Genomic DNA, 20,987 nt, shown 5'->3' with positions numbered 1-20,987 from the left:
GGGTCGGCGGCCTCCGCGGACGATTACGCCGGAGGCATTAGCACGCTGTCAATCATGTACACCGTCGCGTTGGCGGTAGACACCCCACCACAGACGACGTCGGCGTTACCGACCTTGAGGCTGTTACCCTGACCGGTCACCGTCACGCTGGCGCCCTGGAGGGTCTGACGGGTGCCGACGACGTTGGCCGGGCTGGTTTGGCCGGCCACTACGTGGTAGGTCAGGATGCTGGTCAGCAGTGACGAATTGGTCTTGAGCTCGTCGATCGTGGATGCCGGCAGCTTGCTAAATGCCGCGTTGGTCGGTGCGAACACCGTGTACTGACCGCTGTTGAGGGTGTCCACCAGGTTTACTTGCGGATTGAGCTGGCCCGACAGTGCAGCCGTCAGCGTTGTCAACTCCGGATTGTTCGAGGCCGCCACCGCGACCGGGTCCTGCGACATTCCCTGCACCGAGGCCGGCCCAGTGGGATTGGCTGCCGCGTATTCCGCGCAGCCCGGGCCCACCAGATCGCCTGCGGCCGCCGGCGGTGAGACAGCCACCGCCAGAGCCGCCAGGCCGGCCGCCGCGAAACTGGTTGCCGCAATTGTGTTCTTTACCTTCATGCCGTTCACTCCTTCGCTGCCGGAGACGGCGGCTTGTGCCGTCTCGCTACCCCCGACATGATTTCTTCGGAGCCGTCCGGGTCTTGGATGGATATTCATCCGTAGGTGAAGGAAAAAACCTGTAGCCCCTTGCTGGGCCGCACCTCAAGTGTTTCGGACGCCAGCCGATAGCCGGCGACCACCTGATGGGTGGTCGGCGGCCCGCTGATCGGTAGTGTGGCTGGCTTTCCGTCCCTCACGACCGTGAGGGTGCCGGTGCCACCGACAACGATGTAGACGTCTTTGGCGTGGTAATTCAATTTGATAGCGGCGTCGTTGCCGTCGGACGTGGCACCCTGATAGTCCAGCGCCCACCGGCCGCGCAGTGCAAAGCTGTTGGCTGCCAAACTGGGCGGGTAGTCAAACACGGCCGACCCTTCGTCATATGCGCCGCCGCCGCCGTAGTTGACCACCTTGCCGACTCCGAAGTACGTCTCGGGAGTAAGTGCGGCCCGCGGGGTAAGGTCGGGCGTGGTGGTGCTGCTGGGCTGGGGGAGTTTGACGCCGGGCTTGGCATCGTTGAGCAACTGCCTGACCAACGTCTCGGTGACGTTGTAATCGCCTTCTCCGAACTTGATGTGCCGCACCGTCCCGGTAGCGTCGATCAGATACTCGGCGGGCCAATAGCGATTCCGGTAGTTGGTCCAAGTGGCGTAGTTGTTGTCGAGCGCAATCGGATAGCTGATGCCCAGATTGGCCGCGCCTTTGGCGACGTTGCCCGGGACCTTCTCGAAAGCGTACTCGGGGGTGTGCACGCCGATGACCGCCAAACCACTGTCTTTGTAGGCCTGATACCAACCGACGACGTGGGGGATGGCCCGTTGGCAGTTAATGCAGGAGTAGGCCCAAAAGTCAATCAGCACCACCTTGCCACGCAATGATTTCAGGTCGATCGGCTTGTTGCCGGGCGTGTTGAGCCAGCCGGTGATGCCTTTGAGATCTGGTGCAGTGCCGCAGCTTTCGAGTTGTGCGGCCCCGTCGCTGCAATTCGACAGCTGTGCGTTCTGGGCGTTGACGATGCCGCCAAGGTTCAGTTGTTCCCGTATCTCCGTGCCGGTGCTGATCTGCTGCTGCAGCGATGCGGTGTAGTCAGGAATAGCCCGCTGCAGCGCGGCCGGCAGATCGAACACCAACGCCACCGCCAGCAGGATCGTCACGGAACCGGTGGCGATCCTGATCTCACGCTGGCGGCGCCGAAAAGCGCCCACCCGCTCAGCTATCCGTTGGCCGGCGAGGGCGAAGAACAACAACGGCAACGCGGCTCCGAGTGCGAATGTCGCGGTGAGCACGACGGTTCCCAACCCGATGGTGGCAGTAGCCCCGGCCACGACGATCGCAGCTAGAATCGGGCCGGCGCAGGGGACATACAACACGCCCAGGGCTAGACCCAGCCCGAAACCGTTGCTGCGAGTGACGATTTGCTTCTGCGGAATACGGGAGAACGGTTTTTCCAGAAGTTGTTCAAACCGCGGGAAAATGAGGCCGGCGCCGATTGCCACCAAGGCGACCAGTGCGGCCCAGCGGATGGCGTCCTGCGGTAGATGCAGCACTGACAGCAATGCCGAGCCGAGCAGGGTGACCATGCCGAAACTGAGCACCAGACCACCGATCACCCGGTAGGGCCGCAATGTCGCTGATAGCGCACGTTTGCGCCGGACTGCTACGGCGCCTTCGGGTTTCGCCACCTGCGCTGCATCGACGCTCTGCGCGCCGGAGAAGAAGATTACTGGCAGGACCGGCAGAATGCATGGTGATATTCCGGTGATGAGGCCGCCGAGGAAGCCGACTAGTGCGAGGGTCAACACATCGGTTATTCGTTGCCGTTTAGGTCTTGGATCTGCCGGGACGGCAACGAGTTGGCAGGACCGCTCACGCGAGCGCTGTTGACAGAGTCGGTTCACGTCGAACTCGCCACCCGTCAGATGCGAATGATAGCCACATCGGCCACACCATCGACGGCGTCGAAGTCGCCGTCGTGGGTCACGACCGGCACCCCTTGCGACGTGGCAACGGCAGCGGCCCTCACCGGACGGGACCGAGATCGTCGGTGGTGTCGCCAGTGAGCGTTGCGAGGTCGCGGGTGCAATCCCGCATCTGCTTGCGTATGCCGAAGCCGCCGCAGCAGCTCGTCTCGACTCAACCATCGGCGCCGTGCGGGCTGCCTGCGGTCAGCAGCGCAACGGGTTTGCCGTTGGCAGTGATGGTGATGTCTTCGCCGGCCTGCACGCGCCGTAGCAGCCCGGCGGTGTTGTTGCGCAGTTCGCGAGACGCGACTTCAGCAGGCATGCTGCGGGGATCGGCTTGCGCTGGGCGCGGTGTCACCGTCATGCGCTTGGGATATCACGTGATCTATCGGCACGAAGCCGCCGGATGAGCGAGGCAAACCGCCTACACGGGCTGCCTCGCCTTGACCGCGCCGAACGTTACTGTGCCGGGGGCATCAGCACCGTATCGATCATGTACACCGTCGCGTTGGCGGTGTGAACTCCGCCACATACCAAACCGGCGTTGTTGACCATGAGGTCGTCGCGGGCGCCTATCACCGTCAGGTCGGCACCTTGCAGGGTCTGATGGGTGCCGTCGATCCTGCTCGGACTCGCCTGGCCGGCTATCACGTGGTAGGTCAGGATGCTGCTGAGCAGCTTGGCGTCAGTCTTGAGTTGATCGATAGTGGCCGCCGGCAGCTTGTCGAATGCGGCGTTGGTGGGGGCGAAAACGGTGTACTCGCCGCCGTTGAGGGTGTCGACCAGATTCACATCCGGGTTCAGCTTGCCCGACAGAGCCGAGGTCAGGGTACTGAGCATCGGGTTGTTGGAAGCCGCGGTAGCGACCGGGTCTTGCGCCATTCCGGCCACCGATCCGGGACCGGTGGGATTTTGCGCCGCGTATTGCGCGCACCCACGACCAATCAGGTCCGCTGCGGGGTCAGCCATTGCCGCCGTGGTAACGGGCGCCGCCGGGCTGGTCGCCGGTTTCGGGCTGGTGTCTTGCGACACGGGTTTGGTGCTCGAACAACCCGCTAAGAACGCAATCGCGATGGCTGCGAGGCTCGCTGCTGCGGCCGGTTTGGCCTGAACGTTGATCATCGCTTCGATTCCTTTGCTTCTGCGGCGGCGTTGAACGCCGTCCTCCTGGGTGGACACCAGTGATTCGGAGTGGGGCCGGTTATAGATGGGTCTGACCGTCCAACGGATGACGCCAGCGCAGTCGACGGAAACGGGCAAAGCCGCGGTCGGCGCTCAACCAGGTTGCGTTGTTCTCTAGCGCGTAGGCGGCCAGGTGCGCGTCCGCAATGTCGTTGCCGTTCGCATCAACATCGGACGCTAACTGCCGAAAGGCCATCCAGTGGCGCTCGCCAGGCCGAAGTCGCATGGCTGCGGGTGCCGCGAGTAGGGCGTCGACTGCCTGCCATGCGTCCTGTGGGCTCGTCGGCTCGGTGAAGACGCGGCGGTTGGTAACCACCCGGATGAAGCCGGCGAGCACGCTATCTGGTAGACCCAGCGGCTCGTCATCGTTGGCCAGCCGCTCAAGCAAACCCCGATAGTCCGCGTGCTCCCGTAGGTCTGCCCGATGCGCGTAAACGAGCACGTTGACATCAACGCACAGCATCGACCGACACGCCGTCGTTCATCGCTTCGGCAAGTGCGGCGTTGGACGATAGATCGACACCGGGCCGCAGGCCGCCCTTACCCGACGGCTGGACTCGATAACGGCCGGCGGCCTGCGGCTTAGGCGGGTTGAGACCACGCCGCACCGCATCTTCAAGAACCGCGGCCACGGTACGCCCGGAACGAGCGGCCTTTGCTTTCACCTCGCGGTACAGCTCGTCATCGATACGGATCGTCGTGCGCACGCATGGCATCTTAGCATCAAGCGCAGGCATCAAGACGATTGCATTCCACGGGGAAGTGTGGCTACCGGTGGACGCGTCGTGATCCGGCGGCGCGGTGACAACGAGGTGGTGGCGCACAATGATGAGGTGACCAACTCGACCGACGGGCGCGCTGACGGCCGGTTGCGGGTGGTGGTGCTGGGCAGTACCGGCTCGATCGGCACCCAGGCGCTTCAGGTCATCGCCGACAATCCGGACCGTTTCGAGGTAGTCGGGCTGGCCGCTGGCGGCGCCCATCTGGACACGTTGCTGCGACAACGTGCGCAGACCGGGGTGACCAATATTGCCGTCGCTGACGAGCACGCGGCGCAGCGGGTCGGCGACATCCCCTACCACGGATCCGACGCCGCCACCCGGCTGGTCGAGCAGACCGAGGCCGACGTCGTCCTCAATGCGCTGGTCGGCGCGTTGGGCCTGCGACCGACGTTGGCCGCGCTCAAGACGGGTGCCCGGCTGGCGCTGGCCAACAAGGAATCGCTGGTCGCCGGTGGTTCGCTGGTGCTGCGGGCGGCGCGGCCCGGTCAGATCGTGCCGGTCGACTCCGAACACTCCGCGCTGGCCCAGTGCCTGCGCGGCGGCACTCCCGACGAGGTCGCCAAGCTGGTGCTGACGGCCTCGGGAGGGCCGTTTCGGGGCTGGTCCGCGGCCGACCTCGAGCATGTCACCCCCGAGCAGGCTGGCGCGCATCCTACGTGGTCGATGGGCCCGATGAACACGCTGAATTCGGCGTCGCTGGTCAACAAGGGACTTGAGGTCATCGAAACCCACCTGCTGTTCGGCATCCCCTACGACCGCATCGATGTCGTGGTGCACCCCCAGTCGATCATCCATTCGATGGTCACCTTCATCGACGGTTCGACGATCGCCCAGGCCAGTCCCCCGGACATGAAGCTACCGATTTCGTTAGCGCTGGGCTGGCCGCGTCGGGTCAGCGGCGCCGCTGCTGCCTGTGATTTCCATACCGCGTCGAGCTGGGAGTTCGAGCCGTTGGACACCGACGTCTTCCCCGCGGTCGAGTTGGCCCGGCAGGCCGGCGTAGCCGGTGGCTGCATGACCGCGGTTTACAATGCGGCGAACGAAGAAGCAGCAGCGGCGTTCCTTGCTGGCCGGATCGGCTTCCCGGCCATCGTCGGCATCATCGCCGACGTGTTGCACGCTGCCGACCAATGGGCCGTCGAACCCGCTACCGTGGATGACGTACTCGACGCGCAGCGCTGGGCCCGCGAGCGAGCGCAGCGCGCGGTATCTGGTATGGCTTCGGTGGCGATCGCAAGCACGGCGAAGCCGGGCGCAGCGGGTCGACACGCATCGACGTTAGAAAGGTCCTGACACCTCGATGATGTTTGTTACCGGCATTGTGCTGTTCGCGCTCGCGATCCTGATTTCGGTGGCCCTGCACGAATGTGGTCACATGTGGGTCGCGCGCCGCACCGGGATGAAGGTACGTCGCTATTTCGTCGGCTTTGGCCCCACGTTGTGGTCGACCCGGCGCGGCGAGACCGAATACGGTGTCAAAGCCGTTCCGCTGGGCGGCTTCTGTGACATCGCCGGCATGACCCCGGTCGAGGAACTCGACCCCGACGAACGTGACCGTGCGATGTACAAGCAGGCCACCTGGAAGCGGGTCGCAGTGTTATTCGCCGGGCCCGGAATGAACCTCGCTATCTGCCTGGTGCTGATCTATGCCATCGCGCTGGTCTGGGGGCTGCCTAACCTGCATCCGCCAACCAGGGCCGTAATCGGCGAAACTGGCTGCGTTGCACAGGAAGTGAGCCAGGGCAAGCTCGAGCAGTGCACCGGGCCCGGTCCGGCGGCGCTGGCCGGAATTCGCTCCGGTGACGTCGTGGTCAAGGTCGGTGACACCCCGGTGTCCAGTTTCGACGAGATGGCCGCCGCGGTGCGCAAGTCACACGGCAGCGTCCCGATCGTTGTCGAGCGTGACGGCACCGCGATTGTTACCTACGTGGACATCGAATCCACCCAACGCTGGATCCCTAACGGGCAGGGCGGTGAGCTCCAGCCGGCAACGGTCGGTGCGATTGGGGTGGGCGCCGCCCGGGTCGGGCCTGTGCGCTACGGCGTGTTCTCCGCCATGCCGGCCACATTCGCGGTCACCGGCGACCTGACCGTGGAGGTGGGCAAGGCGCTGGCCGCCCTCCCGACCAAGGTAGGTGCGCTGGTGCGGGCGATCGGCGGCGGGCAGCGTGACCCGCAGACGCCGATAAGTGTGGTGGGCGCCAGCATCATCGGCGGCGACACCGTCGACCATGGGCTGTGGGTGGCGTTCTGGTTCTTCTTGGCCCAGCTGAACCTCATCCTGGCTGCGATCAACCTGCTGCCGTTGCTGCCGTTCGATGGCGGCCATATTGCCGTCGCGGTGTTCGAGAGGATCCGCAACATGGTCCGGTCGGCTCGTGGCAAGGTGGCGGCCGCACCGGTGAATTACCTCAAACTCTTGCCGGCGACCTATGTGGTCTTGGTTCTTGTCGTCGGGTACATGCTCTTGACCGTCACCGCCGACCTGGTCAACCCGATTAGGCTTTTCCAGTAGGTAGAAAGGATTTTCAGTGACTGTAGGCTTGGGCATGCCGCAGCCCCCGGCACCCACGCTCGCTCCCCGGCGCGCCACCCGTCAGCTGATGGTCGGCAACGTCGGCGTGGGCAGTGACCATCCGGTCTCGGTGCAATCGATGTGCACCACCAAAACCCACGACGTCAACTCGACATTGCAACAAATCGCCGAGCTGACCGCGGCCGGATGCGACATCGTGCGGGTGGCCTGCCCGCGCCAGGAGGACGCCGACGCGCTGGCCGAGATCGCCCGGCACAGCCAGATCCCGGTAGTCGCGGACATACATTTCCAGCCGCGCTACATATTCGCCGCCATCGACGCTGGATGTGCCGCGGTGCGGGTCAACCCGGGCAACATCAAGGAGTTTGACGGCCGGGTGGGTGAGGTCGCCAAGGCGGCGGGTGCGGCCGGGATCCCGATCCGAATCGGTGTCAACGCCGGTTCGCTGGACAAACGGTTCATGGAGAAGTATGGCAAAGCCACGCCCGAGGCGCTGGTTGAGTCGGCGCTGTGGGAGGCTTCGCTTTTCGAGGAGCATGGCTTCGGTGACATCAAGATCAGCGTCAAGCACAACGACCCGGTGGTGATGGTCGCCGCCTACGAGCTGCTTGCTGCACGGTGCGACTACCCACTGCACCTCGGTGTCACCGAGGCCGGCCCTGCTTTCCAGGGCACCATCAAGTCCGCGGTTGCCTTCGGCGCGTTGCTGTCGCGGGGCATAGGCGACACCATCCGGGTGTCGTTGTCGGCCCCGCCGGTCGAGGAAGTCAAGGTGGGCAATCAGGTTCTCGAGTCGTTGAACCTGCGGCCGCGTTCGCTCGAGATCGTGTCTTGCCCGTCGTGCGGTCGCGCGCAAGTCGACGTCTACACCCTGGCCAACGAGGTAACCGCCGGCCTGGATGGTCTCGATGTGCCGTTGCGGGTGGCCGTGATGGGGTGTGTCGTCAATGGTCCGGGTGAAGCACGTGAGGCCGACCTGGGCGTGGCGTCCGGCAACGGCAAAGGTCAGATCTTTGTACGGGGCGAAGTGATCAAGACCGTGCCCGAAGCACAGATCGTCGAGACGCTGATCGAGGAGGCGATGCGGCTGGCCGCCGAAATGGGCGAGCAAGATCCGGGCGCGACACCGAGCGGTTCGCCTATTGTGACCGTAAGCTGATAGGGGTCAGCTTTTCATTCAGTGGCCGTCAGTTCCCACCAAAGGGAGTTCGCAGATGTCGGCTCCGCCCATCTCTCGGCTTGTCGGCGAGCGGCAAGTGTCCGTGGTGCGTGACGCCGCCGCCGTGTGGCGGGTACTCGACGACGACCCGATCGAATCGTGCATGGTCGCCGCCCGGGTCGCAGACCATGGCATCGATCCCAATGCGATTGGCGGGGAGCTGTGGACCCGACGCGGCGCGCACGAATCCCTGTGTTTCGCCGGTGCCAACCTCATCCCGCTGCGCGGCGGACCGATCGACCTGAATGCGTTCGCCGACGTGGCGATGAGCACGCCGCGACGGTGTTCGTCACTGGTCGGCAGGGCCGACCTGGTGTTGCCGATGTGGCAGCGGCTCGAGCCGGTGTGGGGTCCGGCGCGGGATGTCCGCGACAACCAACCGCTGATGGCCCTGGCTACTCACCCCAGCTGCGCTATCGACACCGGCGTACGCCAGGTACGGCCCGAGGAACTGGACTCCTACCTGGTGGCCGCCGTCGACATGTTCATCGGCGAAGTCGGCGTCGACCCTCGGCTCGGAGACGGTGGTCGCGGCTATCGTCGCCGGGTGGCCGGCCTCATCGCGGCCGGACGCGCGTGGGCCCGATTCGAGCACGGTCAAGTGATCTTCAAGGCCGAAGTGGGATCGCAATCTCCGGCCGTCGGGCAGATCCAGGGGGTCTGGGTTCATCCGGAGTGGCGCGGTATCGGTCTGGGCACGGCTGGTACCGCAACGTTGGCCGCAGTGATCGTCGGCAGCGGGCGCATCGCCAGCCTGTATGTGAACAGCTTCAACACGGTGGCCCGTGCCGCCTACGCCCGGGTGGGCTTTAAGGAGATCGGCACGTTCGCGACGGTGTTGCTGGACTGAGCGCCGAGCTGCGGGCATATCAGCGCTGACGACGTCCTGTGCACGGCGATGCGGTCTGGCAAGTGTCGGCGCTGCCAGTACCTCTCGATGCCAACAGGATCGTCGGTCTTGAAAGAATGGGTTAGCAATACCGTCCACGCCACGCGCTTGCTGGAATTCCGGTCTCGGCGGCAAAGCGCTCACAGCCGGGCGGTCGGCCGTCGTTCGCCTCAGCCACTTCCCGGATCTGGCCGAGGATTAGCTTCTTCGTGATTGCCGCCACATTGGGAGCATAGGAATCCTGAGGTTCTGTTCAGGTCTTTTCGGAGCCGCCCGGCCGACCGATCTCAGTCATGGCTGCCGTCGGACGGCAGAGCGCCCGTCGGTGAGTTGCTATCGGCGGTAGATGTCCGCGCGGTGATCGACGCGCAGGATCACTACCGTTGTGTGCTCGTCGTCAATCCGGTACAGCAGGCGGTACGTTCCGCGACGCGCGCTGAACGTGCCGGCCAACTCGCGCCGAAGGGGCTTGCCCACCCGCAGGGGCTCGCGCGACAGATCGCCGAACGCGAATTCGACCACTGCCGCGAGGATGCGCGGTGGCAGCTTGTGGAGGTCTCGACGCGCGGTTGTGGTGAACCGCACGGTGTAAGGCACCGCTCAGTGGGGGCGTCGCGGGACGCCGAATTCGGCGCGGATCTCGTCTTCGCCGTAGGTGCGGCCGGAGGCAATGTCGGCGTCGGCTTCAGCGATCGACTCCCTGATTCCGGGTTGCGCCAGCCAGTACAGCGTCTCCTGCAACGATTCCCACTCGTCGGCGCCGACCAGAACGGCTGCGGGTGCACCGTTCTTGGTGATGGTGATCTGGTCCTGTGTCGACGAGACCGCGTCGACGAACTCATTGAGCTTGCCCTTGATCGTCGAAATCGGCAGTATCCGCATACCGCCATACTAGGCCGTTATACAGGTCCTGCTCAGCCCTAAATTAGGGCTCACCTTCCAGTGGTTTCGCACTTTGTGCGCGGCGTCTCAGGTTTGCTGGTGCTTGCGGTCGGCGCCTTGCTCGATTGAGCGGTCGCGAGCGTAACGTGGTTGCGATTTCTGGCCACGATTTTCGCGGTGGTGTTCCATTCGCGACCTAGTCTCGGCGTAACGGTTCGGTCTCGGTGTGTCGCGGCCGGTGTCTCCGTCACAGTTCTTAACATCAGCAACGATGGTAACTAAAACAACATTAGCCTCAGCCACCTCAGGTTTGCTGCTGCTTGCGGTCGTCGCCATGTCGGGCTGCACCCCGCGTCCCCAAGGGCCCGGTCCGGCGGCCGAAAAGTTCTTCGCCGCGCTGGCCATCGGTGACACCGCCTCCGCCGCCCAGCTCAGCGACAACCCCAACGAGGCGCGCGAAGCGCTGAACGCGGCCTGGGCGGGGCTGCAGGCCGCCCACCTGGATGCGCAGGTTCTCAGCGCCAAGTACGCCGAGGACACCGGTACGGTCGCTTATCGCTTCAGCTGGCATCTGCCCAAGGACCGAATCTGGACCTATGACGGCCAGCTGAAGATGGCCCGCGACGAAGGGCGTTGGCACGTTCGCTGGACCACCAGCGGGTTGCATCCCAAGCTAGGCGAACATCAAACGTTCGCGCTACGAGCCGACCCGCCGCGGCGCGCCTCGGTGAACGAAGTCGGCGGCACCGATGTGCTGGTGCCGGGCTATCTGTATCACTACTCGCTGGACGCCGGCCAGGCCGGCCGCGAGCTCTTCGGCACGGCACACGCGGTGGTGGGCGCGCTGCACCCCTTCGACGACACGCTCAATGATCCGCAGCTGCTGGCCGAACAGGCCAGCTCGTCGACCCAGCCGTTGGACCTGGTCACGTTGCACGCCGACGACAGCAACCGGGTGGCCGCGGCGATCGGGCAGCTGCCTGGCGTGGTGATCACACCGCAGGCCGAGCTGCTCCCGACCGACAAGCACTTCGCGCCGGCGGTCCTCAACGATGTCAAGAAGGCCGTCGTCGATGAACTCGACGGCAAGGCGGGTTGGCGGGTGGTGAGCGTCAACCAAAATGGCGTCGACGTCTCGGTGCTGCACGAGGTCGCCCCATCACCTGCGTCGTCGGTTTCGATCACGTTGGATCGGGTCGTGCAAAACGCCGCGCAACACGCGGTGAACACCCGGGGCGGCAAGGCGATGATCGTCGTGATCAAGCCGTCGACCGGCGAGATCCTGGCGATCGCGCAGAACGCCGGGGCCGATGCGGACGGTCCGGTCGCGACCACCGGTCTATATCCACCCGGGTCGACATTCAAGATGATCACCGCCGGTGCGGCCGTCGAGCGTGACCTGGCTACCCCTGAGACGCTGCTGGGTTGCCCCGGGGAGATCGACATCGGGCATCGCACCATTCCCAACTACGGTGGCTTTGATCTGGGCGTGGTGCCGATGTCACGCGCGTTTGCCAGTTCCTGCAACACCACCTTCGCCGAGCTGAGCAGCAGGCTGCCTCCCCGCGGTCTGACTCAGGCGGCCCGGCGGTACGGGATCGGGCTTGACTACCAGGTGGACGGCATCACCACGGTGACCGGTTCGGTGCCGCCGACGGTGGACCTGGCCGAACGCACCGAGGACGGTTTCGGCCAGGGCAAGGTGCTGGCCAGCCCGTTCGGCATGGCCTTGGTGGCGGCGACGGTAGCCGCCGGGAAGACCCCGGTTCCACAGCTGATCGCCGGCCGGCCGACGGCCGTCGAAGGCGATGCCACACCGATCAGCCAGAAGATGATCGACGCGCTGCGGCCCATGATGCGGTTGGTGGTGACCAATGGCACCGCCAAGGAGATCGCTGGCTGTGGCGAGGTGTTCGGTAAGACCGGCGAAGCCGAATTCCCGGGCGGATCGCATTCCTGGTTCGCCGGGTACCGTGGCGATCTGGCATTTGCGTCGCTGATCGTCGGGGGCGGTAGCTCGGAATACGCGGTGCGGATGACCAAGGTGATGTTCGAATCGCTGCCGCCGGGGTACCTGGCGTAGCGCGGCTCGCCCCTCCTCGTTTGTACGACGACACGCCGTTAGGGCCGTACAACTGCGGACGCTCGCGCCCACACGGACGCGTCATGATCGGAATGCGCTGGCCAGTGTGTGGTCGAACGTCTTGATCCGCGTGACACCGCGACGCTGGCAGCATGCCAGGTGTAGCAGATCGCGCGCGCCCAGACCGGGGTGGCGGTGGTGCAGGGTTCGCGCATGCGCGACGTCGGCCGCCTCGACGGGCCAGATTTCCGTCAGCGCCCGCACCAAGGTCAATGCTGAGTCCAGCGTCGAGTTCCGCCCGACGGGCACATACGCGTTCAGCAATTCCTGCATGGCCTCGGCTGACGTGACAAGGCGGTCTTGGTGTTCGAGGCTGTGCTCGAGGAACTCACGGGCGGGCATCCGCAATGGGTGATCGCGACCGACCGCATACATGAAGACGTTGGTATCGACGAAGATCATGGCGCCGGCAGGCCGCGACGGCGCGATTCAGCCATCACCTGCAGATGCGCCTGCCAATCAGGTTCTGCCCCTGTCTCGTCGGGCCGTGACGCAAAGAACTCGCGCAATTCCTGGGCGGTGCGCAGGGGACGTTGTCGCTGTGCCTCGAGCTGCCTGAGCCCCGCTTGACGCAGCCAGTTACTGAGGGACATCTGCTGGGCTGCGGCTTGCTGCCGGAACGCCTCCCGCTCTTCGTCGGAAAGGATTACCTAAACTGCTAGGTTTTCGGCGGCCTTTCAACAGCGGTAAGTTGCGGGGGGTAGGCGAAGTTCGCCGTTGAAGCCGTGCCAGAACTCTCGGGAATGGGCCATGACGGAGACCGGTGGGGACATGGTGGCGTTGCGGGTCTCGGACGCCGACCGCAACGGCACAATGCGACGACTGCACAACGCCGTGGCGCTCGGGCTTATCAACATCGACGAGTTCGAGCAGCGCTCGTCACGGGTTTCCTTCGCGTGTACGCGAAGCGAGCTGGATGGGCTGGTCGGTGACCTGCCCAGGCCTGGCGCGATCGTCACGTCCGCGGCCGACCGGGTGGAGCTGCGCGGCTGGGCCGGCTCCCTGAAACGCCACGGCGAATGGATCGTGCCCACCCGGCTGGCGCTGGTGCGTCGGCTGGGGTCAATCGAACTCGACCTCGTCAAGGCCCGTTTCGCGGGGCCGGTGGTGGTGATCGAACTCGATATGATGTTCGGCTCACTTGAGGTCCGGCTGCCCAACGGCGCCAGTGCGTCGATCGACGACGTCGAGGTCTATGTGGGTAGCGCGAGCGACCGCCGCAAGGACGCACCGGCGGAAGGAACACCGCATGTCGTGTTGACCGGTCGGATGGTGTGCGGGTCGGTGGTCATCAAGGGACCGCGGCGCGCACTGCTGCGCCGACACCGGGGCTGATAGCCGGGCGCGGCCAAAATTTGCCCGGCTAAGCTAGCGGGATGCCTAGTCGTACCGCGCTCTCCCCCGGCGTGCTGTCCCCGACACGGCCGGTGCCCAACTGGATCGCGCGCCCCGAATACGTCGGCAAACCGGCCGCCCAAGAGGGCAGCGAGCCGTGGGTGCAGACACCTGAGGTCATCGAGAAGATGCGCGTGGCAGGCCGGATCGCCGCAGGTGCGTTGGCCGAGGCGGGCAAGGCGGTCGCGCCCGGGGTAACCACCGACGAACTCGACCGGATCGCGCACGAATACCTGGTCGACAACGGCGCCTACCCATCAACGCTGGGCTACAAGGGATTCCCGAAGTCGTGCTGCACGTCCCTCAACGAGGTCATCTGCCATGGAATCCCCGACTCGACGGTGATCACCGACGGCGACATCGTCAACATCGACGTCACCGCCTACATCGGTGGGGTGCACGGTGACACCAACGCGACGTTTCCGGCCGGCGATGTCGCAGACGAACACCGGTTGCTCGTTGACCGGACCCGCGAAGCGACCATGCGTGCGATCAACACCGTCAAGCCCGGGCGGGCGTTGTCCGTTATCGGTCGTGTCATCGAGTCGTATGCAAATCGGTTCGGGTACAACGTGGTTCGAGACTTCACTGGTCATGGCATCGGCACGACGTTCCACAACGGGCTGGTCGTCTTGCACTACGACCAGCCCGCTGTCGAGACCATCATGCAGCCGGGGATGACCTTCACCATCGAGCCGATGATCAACTTGGGCGCACTGGACTACGAAATCTGGGACGACGGTTGGACGGTGGTCACCAAGGACCGCAAGTGGACCGCACAGTTCGAACACACCCTGCTGGTTACCGATACCGGCGTCGAGATCCTGACCTGTCTGTAGCGCGAGTAGGCGCAAAAGAACATGATGGGCACCAGCGCCCATCATGTTCTTTCGCGTCTACTCGCCGGCTCCGGCGGTTCGCGGTGCCCGCGACAGCCAGCATGTGGGCCCGGAGCCTATAGATGGTTGACTAGCGGCCATGGTGTGGGAGGAAGTGCGGTGACCGGCCCCGGTTCGCCGCCGTTGGCGTGGACCGAGTTGGAGCGACTGGTCGCGGCCGGTGACGTCGACACCGTCATCGTCGCGTTCACCGACATGCAGGGCCGGCTGGCCGGCAAACGGATATCGGGCCGGCATTTCGTCGACGACATAGCCACCCGCGGCGTCGAGTGCTGCAGTTATCTGCTGGCCGTGGACGTCGACCTGAACACGGTGCCCGGCTATGCGATGGCCAGTTGGGACACCGGCTACGGCGATATGGTGATGACGCCGGACTTGTCCACTCTGCGGCTGATTCCTTGGCTACCGGGAACGGCGCTGGTGATCGCCGACCTGGTCTGGGCCGACGGCAGCGAGGTCGCCGTCTCGCCGCGCAGCATTCTGCGCCGTCAGCTCGATCGGCTCAAGGCGCGCGGACTGGTCGCCGATGTGGCCACCGAGCTGGAGTTCATCGTGTTCGACCAGCCGTATCGCCAGGCATGGGCCAGCGGGTATCGCGGGCTGACCCCGGCCAGCGACTACAACATCGACTACGCGATATTGGCATCCTCGCGGATGGAGCCGTTGCTGCGCGACATCCGGTTGGGTATGGCCGGTGCGGGTCTGCGATTCGAGGCGGTCAAAGGCGAATGCAACATGGGCCAGCAGGAGATCGGGTTTCGTTACGACGAGGCGCTGGTCACCTGCGACAACCATGCGATCTACAAGAACGGCGCCAAGGAAATCGCCGACCAGCACGGCAAGAGCCTAACGTTCATGGCGAAATACGATGAACGCGAAGGTAATAGCTGTCACATCCATGTCTCGCTGCGTGGCACGGATGGCTCCGCGGTGTTTGCCGACAGTAACGGGCCGCACGGCATGTCGTCGATGTTCCGCAGCTTCGTCGCCGGCCAGTTGGCCACGTTGCGCGAATTCACGCTGTGCTATGCGCCGACCATTAACTCCTACAAGCGATTTGCCGATAGCAGTTTCGCGCCGACGGCGCTGGCTTGGGGGCTGGACAATCGCACCTGCGCCCTGCGGGTGGTTGGCCACGGGCAAAACATCCGGGTCGAATGCCGGGTTCCCGGCGGTGATGTCAACCAGTACCTGGCGGTGGCGGCTCTCATTGCTGGAGGGTTGTACGGTATCGAGCGGGGCCTTCAGCTGCCCGAGCCCTGTGTCGGCAACGCCTACCAAGGCGCCGATGTCGAACGGCTGCCGGTTACGCTGGCCGACGCCGCGGTGCTGTTCGAGGATTCTGCGCTGGTGCGCGAGGCGTTCGGCGAGGATGTTGTCGCGCACTACCTGAACAACGCGCGTGTGGAGCTGGCGGCGTTCAACGCGGCGGTCACCGATTGGGAGAGGATACGTGGATTTGAGCGCCTCTAGGTCCGATGGTGGCGACCCGCTGCGCCCGGCTTCGCCGCGCTTGCGATCGCCTGTGTCCGATGGTGGCGACCCGCTGCGCCCGGCTTCGCCGCGCTTGCGATCGCCTGTGTCCGATGGTGGCGACCCGCTGCGCCCGGCTTCGCCGCGCTTGCGATCGCCACTGGGCGCGAGTCGCCCGGTGGTTGGCCTGACGGCTTATCTGGAGCAGGTGCGCACCGGGGTTTGGGATATTCCTGCGGGTTATCTGCCCGCCGATTACTTCGAAGGCATCACCATGGCCGGGGGTGTTGCGGTACTGCTGCCGCCGCAGCCGGTCGACCCCGAGAGCGTCGGCTGCGTGCTGGACAGCCTGCACGCTCTGGTGATCACCGGGGGCTACGACCTGGACCCGGCAGCTTATGGCCAGGAGCCGCATCCGGCCACCGATCACCCTCGCCCGGGCCGCGACGCTTGGGAGTTCGCGCTATTGCGGGGCGCGCTTCAGCGGGGGATGCCCGTGTTGGGCATCTGTCGCGGCACCCAGGTGCTCAACGTCGCGCTCGGCGGCACGCTGCACCAGCACCTGCCCGACATCCTTGGCCATAGCGGGCATCGGGCGGGCAACGGGGTCTTCACCAGGTTGCCGGTCCACACCGCATCGGGCACCCGGTTGGCCGAGCTGATCGGCGAATCCGCCGACGTGCCGTGCTACCACCACCAAGCCATCGACCAGGTCGGTGAGGGCCTGGTGGTCAGTGCGGTGGATGTCGACGGGGTAATCGAGGCGCTGGAGCTACCTGGGGACACGTTCGTACTAGCGGTGCAGTGGCATCCGGAGAAGTCGTTGGACGATCTGCGGCTGTTTAAGGCGTTGGTGGACGCCGCCAGCGGATACGCGGGCCGGCAGAGCCAAGCGGAGCCACGATGAGTACCACGCAACTGATCAATCCCGCCACCGAGGAAGTGCTGGCCTCAGTTGACCACACCGACGCCAACGCGGTGGACGACGCCGTGCAACGCGCGCGAGCAGCGCAGCGGCGCTGGGCACGGTTGGCACCGGCGCAGCGGGCGGCCGGCCTGCGCGCATTCGCGGCAGCCGTGCAAGCCCACCTCGACGAACTGGCCGCGCTCGAGGTAGCCAATTCCGGACATCCGATCGTGTCGGCCGAGTGGGAAGCCGGCCACGTGCGTGACGTGTTGGCGTTCTATGCCGCCAGCCCGGAACGGTTGTCCGGCAGGCAGATTCCCGTTGCCGGCGGGGTGGACGTCACTTTCAACGAACCGATGGGCGTGGTCGGTGTGATCACGCCATGGAATTTCCCGATGGTGATCGCGTCCTGGGCCATCGCGCCGGCGCTGGCCGCCGGCAACGCGGTGCTGGTCAAACCCGCCGAACTGACGCCGCTGACCACGATGCGGCTCGGTGAGCTGGCCGTCGAGGCGGGTCTGGACGAAGACCTGCTGCAGGTGTTGCCGGGAAAGGGCACGGTGGTCGGGGAGCGGTTCGTCACCCACCCCGACATTCGCAAGATCGTGTTCACCGGGTCCACCGAAGTCGGCAAGCGGGTCATGGCCGGTGCCGCGGCTCAAGTCAAACGAGTGACGTTGGAACTGGGTGGCAAGAGCGCCAACATCGTCTTCCACGACTGCGACCTGGAGCGCGCCGCGACGACCGCGCCGGCCGGGGTCTTCGACAACGCTGGGCAGGATTGCTGTGCCCGAAGTCGAATCCTGGTGCAGCGCAGCGTTTACGACCGGTTTATGGAGCTGCTCGAGCCGGCGGTACACAGCATTGTCGTCGGGGACCCCGGATCACGCGCCACCGAGATGGGTCCGCTGGTATCGCGCGCACACCGTGACAAGGTCGCCGGTTATGTGCCCGACGACGCTCCGGTGGCGTTTCGGGGTACGGCTCCGGCTGGGCGCGGATTTTGGTTTCCACCAACCGTTCTCACACCCAAACGCGGCGACCGCACCGTCACCGACGAAATCTTCGGGCCGGTGGTTGTAGTGCTGACGTTCGACGACGAGGCCGACGCTATCAGCCTGGCCAACGACACCGCGTACGGGCTGTCCGGATCGATCTGGACCGATGACCTGTCCCGCGCGCTGCGGGTGGCGCGGGCGGTCGAATCCGGCAACCTGTCGGTAAACTCGCACTCGTCGGTGCGCTTCAACACCCCGTTTGGCGGTTTCAAGCAGTCCGGTGTGGGCCGCGAGCTAGGGCCGGACGCTCCGCTGCAGTTCACCGAAACCAAAAATGTGTTCATCGCCGTCGGGGAGGAGATGTGATGGACCTCAGCCAACGGCTGGCCGGCCGGGTGGCGGTGATCACAGGCGGTGGCAGCGGTATTGGCCTGGCTGCCGGCCGTCGGATGCGGGCGGAAGGCGCCACGATCGTGGTCGGCGACGTCGACGTCGAGGCCGGTGGTGCGGCCGCTGACGAACTATCAGGCTTGTTTGTGCCAACCGACGTTTGCGATGAGGACGCCGTCAACGGGCTGTTCGACGGAGCAGCCGAAACCTACGGCCGCATAGATATTGCGTTCAACAACGCCGGCATCTCACCACCCGAGGACAATCTGATCGAAAACACCGAGCTCGCGGCGTGGCAACGGGTACAAGACGTCAACCTGAAGTCGGTGTACTTGTGCTGCCGGGCGGCCCTGCGCCACATGGTGCTTGCTGGGAAAGGCTCCATCGTCAACACGGCGTCCTTCGTTGCGGTGATGGGTTCGGCAACGTCGCAGATCTCCTACACCGCCTCCAAGGGTGGAGTGCTGGCTATGTCACGGGAACTGGGCGTGCAATTCGCTCGGCAGGGCATCCGGGTCAACGCGTTGTGCCCGGGGCCGGTGAACACCCCACTGCTGCAAGAGCTTTTCGCCAAGAACCCGGAACGGGCCGCTCGCCGCATGGTGCATGTGCCGCTGGGCCGGTTCGCCGAGCCCGACGAAATTGCTGCTGCGGTAGCGTTTTTAGCCAGCGACGACGCATCATTCATCACCGCTTCGACGTTCCTGGTCGACGGTGGGATCAGCTCGGCCTATGTCACTCCGCTGTGATCGCGCCCCGAGTGTGAACTGCGCAACGGGTTAGCGTGTCGCGTAGTGCATTTCACAGTCGGATTGCTGTCAGGCCCGGAAGACGATCAACGTTGTCCATTTCGGCTGCGGTGGCCTCACCGTGAAAGCCGATGAGACGAGCCGTTTCCGGCGGCTCATGACCAGGACCCCATGCCGGCTCCGGTGCGCGTGCTGGTCGGCAGGATCGTCGCGGCTGCGTTGACCTCGCGGACATGCGCGATATACGCGTCCACGTCGGCGTCCAGAAAGGGCACCAAGTCGATCTTGTCGAGCAGCACTACATCCCTCGAGCGGAACGTCGCCGGGTACATCAGCGGCTTGTCCTTGCCCTCGGTGACCGAGGAGACCATCGCCTTGGCGCTTACCGACGTCGAACTCCGTCGGGCGCACCAGCTAGGGCGCGGTTGACCATAGGTGCGTCGAGGTGGCATTCGGCGCAAAAGCCATGCTGGTTGTTCAGCAGCGACACCTGGGTGCCGCGGCCATTGGCCGCGTCCAGGTCGGTGGTGATGTCGCCTTCGATAACGCCGATTGCGAATTGGTCGGCGTGCTCGTCGAGCGCGGCGCCCAGCACGGTCGTCTTCCCCGACCCCGGTGAGCTCATCAGGTCCAGCGCGCGGATCCCGTTGTTCTCAAACGCCGCCCGGTTGACGTTCGCGCGGACATCGTTCTCGGCGAAGATCTTTTCCAACACGTCGACCGCTCGCTTGGCTACCGTCTCGATTCCGGCGGCACCGCCCTAGGGTTGATCGCCCGAGGTCAAGTTGTGCGGTCGGGCGCCGGGGTCCACCGCTCTTCAACGCGGCCGTAGTGCCAGACCAGCAGGGCAATGGCCCAGGTGAGCGCGAACATCGCGACGACGACGAAGCCGACGGTGTTGAGGTCGAGGCCGCCAAGCCAGTCCCAGAACGGGCCCTGCCAACCCAACTGGTTGGCGATCAGGCCCAGCAGCTCAACGCTGCCAATCAACAGTGCGACTGCCACCGACAGTCCGGTGACGGTGATGTTGTAGTAGATCTTGCGCACGGGGCTGGAGAAGGCCCAGCCGTACGCGAAATTCATGAACGAACCGTCGATGGTGTCCAGCAGACACATGCCGGCGGCGAACAAGACGGGCAGGCACAGGATGGCATACCAGGGCAGGCCGGCCGCGGCACTGGTTCCCGCCAGCACCAACAGCGCGATCTCGGTGGCGGTGTCGAACCCGAGACCGAACAAAAATCCGACCGGGTACATATGCCAGGACTTGGTGAGTGACTTGGTGAAGCGGCCGAGGAACCGGATGAGCAGTCCGCGGTTGTCCAACTGCTGTTCGAGTTCGGCTTCGTCGTAGTCGCCGCGGCGCAGGTGGGCGAAGACACGCACGATGCCGACCAGGACGATGACGTTGAGGATGCCGATCAAATACAGGAACGCGCCGGAAATGCTGGTACCGATCAAGCCTGTGTAGTGATGCAGCGTCGAGGAGTCGTTCTCGACCGGTCCGACGATAGCCTTGAGTCCGGTCACCAGCATTACCGCCAGCCCGAAGACCACCGTGGAGTGGCCCAGTGAAAAGAAGAACCCGACGGCAAGGGGTCGGTGTCCGTCGCTCATCAGCTTGCGGGTGGTGTTGTCGATGGCGGCGATGTGGTCGGCGTCGAACGCGTGCCGTAAGCCCAGCGTGTACGCCGTCAGCCCGACGCCGATGCCGAATGCCTTGCCGCCCAAGCTGAGCCGCGCGGGCTCCACCAAGAGCGTCACGGTGAGCCAGCCAACCAGATGCAAGGCGACGATCACCGCGAACATCAGGCCCAGACGCCACCATTCTGCTGCTGTCAGAGCGCGGTTCATTTTGGCCGACCGCGACCTCTGCCTGTCGAGCTGGCTGCTGGCCATGTCGGTCCTTCCAGCACGGGGCAGAACGCGATGTCC

21 protein-coding genes and 4 other annotated features are annotated in these 20,987 nt (G+C 65.0%); of the genes, 11 read left to right on the top strand and 10 right to left on the bottom strand.

The window, feature by feature from the left end; genetic code table 11:
• Positions 1–23: 23 nt before the first annotated feature.
• From mpt70 to vapB43, 5 genes are all read right to left on the bottom strand, one after another.
• The gene (mpt70, locus tag Rv2875) at positions 24–605 is read right to left on the bottom strand and encodes a major secreted immunogenic protein Mpt70 (RefSeq protein ID NP_217391.1); all 582 of its coding nucleotides are present in this window, start codon (positions 603–605) and stop codon (positions 24–26) included.
• A gap of 95 nt (positions 606–700) precedes the next feature.
• Positions 701–2,788 carry an integral membrane C-type cytochrome biogenesis protein DipZ gene (dipZ, locus tag Rv2874; RefSeq protein ID NP_217390.1) on the bottom strand — a complete coding sequence of 696 codons (2,088 nt, stop codon included), beginning with the start codon at positions 2,786–2,788 and terminating at the stop codon, positions 701–703.
• Positions 2,789–3,067: 279 nt separating this feature from the next.
• Positions 3,068–3,730 carry a cell surface lipoprotein gene (gene mpt83 / locus Rv2873; protein ID NP_217389.1) on the bottom strand — a complete coding sequence of 221 codons (663 nt, stop codon included), beginning with the start codon at positions 3,728–3,730 and terminating at the stop codon, positions 3,068–3,070.
• A 79-nt stretch (positions 3,731–3,809) separates the two neighbouring features.
• Positions 3,810–4,253 (bottom strand): ribonuclease VapC43, encoded by a 444-nt coding sequence (gene vapC43, locus Rv2872; protein ID NP_217388.1) that lies wholly within the window; start codon positions 4,251–4,253, stop codon positions 3,810–3,812.
• A complete protein-coding gene (gene vapB43 / locus Rv2871; protein NP_217387.1) occupies positions 4,240–4,497 on the bottom strand; it encodes an antitoxin VapB43 in 258 nt (85 codons plus the stop codon). Before vapB43 ends, vapC43 begins: the two co-directional genes overlap by 14 nt.
• Before the next feature lie 126 nt (positions 4,498–4,623).
• On the opposite strand from vapB43, the gene dxr reads away from it, so the two are divergent.
• From dxr to Rv2867c, 4 genes are all read left to right on the top strand, one after another.
• On the top strand, positions 4,624–5,865 hold the full coding sequence (dxr, locus tag Rv2870c; protein ID NP_217386.2) for a 1-deoxy-D-xylulose 5-phosphate reductoisomerase: 1,242 nt from the start codon (positions 4,624–4,626) through the stop codon (positions 5,863–5,865).
• Positions 5,799–5,841: a repeat region ((43 bp) part of 51 bp direct repeat,GTGTCGACCCGCTGCGCCCGGCTTCGCCGTGCTTGCGATCGCC. This region is a possible MT-complex-specific genomic island (See Becq et al., 2007).), on the bottom strand. It overlaps the preceding gene by 43 nt.
• Positions 5,866–5,872: 7 nt before the next feature.
• Positions 5,873–7,087 carry a zinc metalloprotease gene (rip, locus tag Rv2869c; RefSeq protein ID NP_217385.1) on the top strand — a complete coding sequence of 405 codons (1,215 nt, stop codon included), beginning with the start codon at positions 5,873–5,875 and terminating at the stop codon, positions 7,085–7,087.
• Positions 7,088–7,103: 16 nt separating this feature from the next.
• On the top strand, positions 7,104–8,267 hold the full coding sequence (gene gcpE / locus Rv2868c; RefSeq protein ID NP_217384.1) for a 4-hydroxy-3-methylbut-2-en-1-yl diphosphate synthase (flavodoxin): 1,164 nt from the start codon (positions 7,104–7,106) through the stop codon (positions 8,265–8,267).
• A gap of 55 nt (positions 8,268–8,322) precedes the next feature.
• On the top strand, positions 8,323–9,177 hold the full coding sequence (locus Rv2867c; protein NP_217383.1) for a GCN5-like N-acetyltransferase: 855 nt from the start codon (positions 8,323–8,325) through the stop codon (positions 9,175–9,177).
• Positions 9,178–9,549: 372 nt separating this feature from the next.
• Here the strand turns inward: Rv2867c and relG are convergent, their stop codons facing one another.
• Both relG and relF read right to left on the bottom strand, forming a co-directional pair.
• Complete coding sequence (relG, locus tag Rv2866; protein NP_217382.1) at positions 9,550–9,813, bottom strand: toxin RelG; 264 nt, start codon at positions 9,811–9,813, stop codon at positions 9,550–9,552.
• A gap of 3 nt (positions 9,814–9,816) precedes the next feature.
• Positions 9,817–10,098 (bottom strand): antitoxin RelF, encoded by a 282-nt coding sequence (relF, locus tag Rv2865; RefSeq protein ID NP_217381.1) that lies wholly within the window; start codon positions 10,096–10,098, stop codon positions 9,817–9,819.
• Positions 10,099–10,369: 271 nt separating this feature from the next.
• Between relF and Rv2864c the strand changes: the two genes are divergently transcribed.
• Positions 10,370–12,181 (top strand): penicillin-binding lipoprotein, encoded by a 1,812-nt coding sequence (locus Rv2864c; protein NP_217380.1) that lies wholly within the window; start codon positions 10,370–10,372, stop codon positions 12,179–12,181.
• A gap of 81 nt (positions 12,182–12,262) precedes the next feature.
• On the opposite strand, the gene vapC23 is transcribed toward Rv2864c, so the two are convergent.
• Positions 12,263–12,643 carry a ribonuclease VapC23 gene (gene vapC23, locus Rv2863; protein ID NP_217379.1) on the bottom strand — a complete coding sequence of 127 codons (381 nt, stop codon included), beginning with the start codon at positions 12,641–12,643 and terminating at the stop codon, positions 12,263–12,265.
• On the bottom strand, positions 12,640–12,888 hold the full coding sequence (gene vapB23, locus Rv2862A) for an antitoxin VapB23 (RefSeq protein YP_007411570.1): 249 nt from the start codon (positions 12,886–12,888) through the stop codon (positions 12,640–12,642). Before vapB23 ends, vapC23 begins: the two co-directional genes overlap by 4 nt.
• Positions 12,889–12,991: 103 nt before the next feature.
• Between vapB23 and Rv2862c the strand changes: the two genes are divergently transcribed.
• The 6 genes from Rv2862c to Rv2857c all read left to right on the top strand — a co-directional run bounded on the left by Rv2862c (position 12,992) and on the right by Rv2857c (position 19,052).
• The gene (locus Rv2862c) at positions 12,992–13,576 is read left to right on the top strand and encodes a hypothetical protein (protein ID NP_217378.1); all 585 of its coding nucleotides are present in this window, start codon (positions 12,992–12,994) and stop codon (positions 13,574–13,576) included.
• A gap of 41 nt (positions 13,577–13,617) precedes the next feature.
• Entirely contained in the window at positions 13,618–14,475 is an 858-nt protein-coding gene (gene mapB / locus Rv2861c) for a methionine aminopeptidase (RefSeq protein ID YP_177911.1), read from the top strand.
• Positions 14,476–14,634: 159 nt separating this feature from the next.
• The gene (gene glnA4 / locus Rv2860c; RefSeq protein NP_217376.1) at positions 14,635–16,008 is read left to right on the top strand and encodes a glutamine synthetase; all 1,374 of its coding nucleotides are present in this window, start codon (positions 14,635–14,637) and stop codon (positions 16,006–16,008) included.
• Positions 15,989–16,915, top strand: a complete 927-nt coding sequence (locus tag Rv2859c; protein ID NP_217375.1) for a glutamine amidotransferase — start codon at positions 15,989–15,991, stop codon at positions 16,913–16,915. The genes glnA4 and Rv2859c overlap by 20 nt, the downstream gene beginning before the upstream one ends.
• Positions 16,019–16,059, top strand: a repeat region ((41 bp) part of 51 bp direct repeat 3,GGCGACCCGCTGCGCCCGGCTTCGCCGCGCTTGCGATCGCC). (Overlaps the previous gene by 41 nt.)
• Positions 16,063–16,113 (top strand) — a repeat region (51 bp direct repeat 2,GTCCGATGGTGGCGACCCGCTGCGCCCGGCTTCGCCGCGCTTGCGATCGCC).
• Positions 16,117–16,167, top strand: a repeat region (51 bp direct repeat 1,GTCCGATGGTGGCGACCCGCTGCGCCCGGCTTCGCCGCGCTTGCGATCGCC).
• Positions 16,912–18,279, top strand: coding sequence for an aldehyde dehydrogenase AldC (gene aldC / locus Rv2858c; protein NP_217374.1), 1,368 nt, complete (start codon positions 16,912–16,914; stop codon positions 18,277–18,279). Before Rv2859c ends, aldC begins: the two co-directional genes overlap by 4 nt.
• On the top strand, positions 18,276–19,052 hold the full coding sequence (locus Rv2857c) for a 3-oxoacyl-ACP reductase (protein NP_217373.1): 777 nt from the start codon (positions 18,276–18,278) through the stop codon (positions 19,050–19,052). The genes aldC and Rv2857c overlap by 4 nt, the downstream gene beginning before the upstream one ends.
• A 780-nt stretch (positions 19,053–19,832) precedes the next feature.
• Here the strand turns inward: Rv2857c and nicT are convergent.
• Positions 19,833–20,951 (bottom strand): nickel-transport integral membrane protein NicT, encoded by a 1,119-nt coding sequence (gene nicT / locus Rv2856; protein ID NP_217372.1) that lies wholly within the window; start codon positions 20,949–20,951, stop codon positions 19,833–19,835.
• Positions 20,952–20,987 lie beyond the last annotated feature (36 nt).

Source organism: Mycobacterium tuberculosis H37Rv (genome assembly GCF_000195955.2).
GTDB lineage: Bacteria > Actinomycetota > Actinomycetes > Mycobacteriales > Mycobacteriaceae > Mycobacterium > Mycobacterium tuberculosis.
Note: the sequence above shows the minus strand (reverse complement) of the source record. Positions and strands in the feature narration are given on the sequence as shown.